This is a genomic window from Shewanella sp. AS1 (assembly GCF_021412565.1).
GTDB lineage: Bacteria > Pseudomonadota > Gammaproteobacteria > Enterobacterales > Shewanellaceae > Shewanella.
Window position 1 is genome coordinate 1 of record NZ_JAKCLJ010000022.1, and the last position, 1,496, is coordinate 1,496.

The following is a 1,496-nucleotide window of genomic DNA, read 5'->3' on the forward strand; positions in this document are numbered from 1 at the left end:
GCACCAGAAGTAGATAGCTTAACCTTCGGGAGGGCGTTTACCACGGTGTGGTTCATGACTGGGGTGAAGTCGTAACAAGGTAGCCCTAGGGGAACCTGGGGCTGGATCACCTCCTTACCTATACGATAACTCAACCTTGGTTTGGTAAGAAAATGCTCCTGCATTTCTTACACACAGCACATCCATGTGCTTGAGTGTTCACACAGATTGCTTGATAGAAGATAGAGAAATATCGAAAGGTATTTTTGAGGATTTTGAGTGCTAATCAAGGCGCTTGAGGCGTGAGGAAGGCAGTGTAGTTCACTACATAACGACCGAACAACGAAAGCAACGCCGAGTAGCGTTCAAAAGACCAAAAAGAATGGGTCTGTAGCTCAGCTGGTTAGAGCGCACCCCTGATAAGGGTGAGGTCGGTGGTTCAAGTCCACTCTGACCCACCAAATCTTCCTTTATACGGCGTTGTAAGTCTCGTCGTTTAGCGTGCTAAACGTCCTCAACTTACGCCTTGTCTAAAGTCGATTTGGTAAACCAATTAACCATTGGTGTTCGGTATTACTCACTGCATGTAATGGGGCTATAGCTCAGCTGGGAGAGCGCCTGCCTTGCACGCAGGAGGTCTGCGGTTCGATCCCGCATAGCTCCACCATTACTTCTCAATAAAAGTTCTGGATAAGAGCTCTCAAATGAGACATGCACATGGTTAGAGATGCCAAAGATAAATGCAGAATTTATCTTTGGCTTTTTTAAGCCCGGTCGAAATCGTTCCATACGATTGTCGACACTTCCACCATCCGTGGAGGTCGCTCTTTAAAAATTTGGAAAGCTGATAGTAATAATCGAAAGATTATTGCGAAATAATTGAGTTCTCAAAACACACTTAAATCAAGTGCATTGAGTATTCTTTTGGCGAAAGTAGAAACCGTTAGTTGCGGTATGATTCAGATGAAACTCATTTGGGTTGTATGGTTAAGTGACTAAGCGTATACGGTGGATGCCTTGGCAGTCAGAGGCGATGAAGGACGTAGTAACTTGCGAAAAGCGTTGGCGAGCTAGTAACAAGCATTTGAGCTAACGATGTCCGAATGGGGGAACCCAGCAGCATAAGCTGTTATCACTAACTGAATACATAGGTTAGTGAGGCGAACGAGGGGAACTGAAACATCTAAGTACCCTTAGGAAAAGAAATCAACCGAGATTCCCCTAGTAGCGGCGAGCGAACGGGGATTAGCCCTTAAGTCTTTGGGGTGTTAGTGGAATGTGTTGGAAAGCACAACGGTACAGGGTGATAGTCCCGTACACGAAAACTAACCGAAGATGAAAACGAGTAAGGCGGGACACGTGATATCCTGTTTGAACATGGGGGGACCATCCTCCAAGGCTAAATACTCCTGACTGACCGATAGTGAACCAGTACCGTGAGGGAAAGGCGAAAAGAACCCCTGTGAGGGGAGTGAAATAGAACCTGAAACCGTATACGTACAAGCAGTGGGAGCGGT

2 tRNA genes and 2 rRNA genes are annotated in these 1,496 nt (G+C 46.3%); all 4 read left to right on the plus strand.

The annotated features are described in order from the left end of the window. Positions 1-117: ribosomal RNA gene (locus tag LZP69_RS15835) — 16S ribosomal RNA — on the plus strand; the annotation flags it as partial. A 246-nt stretch (positions 118-363) separates the two neighbouring features. Beyond that, positions 364-440 (plus strand) — tRNA-Ile (locus LZP69_RS15840). Between the two features lie 130 nt (positions 441-570). Continuing rightward, positions 571-646 (plus strand) — tRNA-Ala (locus LZP69_RS15845). Positions 647-964: 318 nt separating this feature from the next. Further along, positions 965-1,496, plus strand: a 23S ribosomal RNA gene (locus tag LZP69_RS15850); the annotation flags it as partial.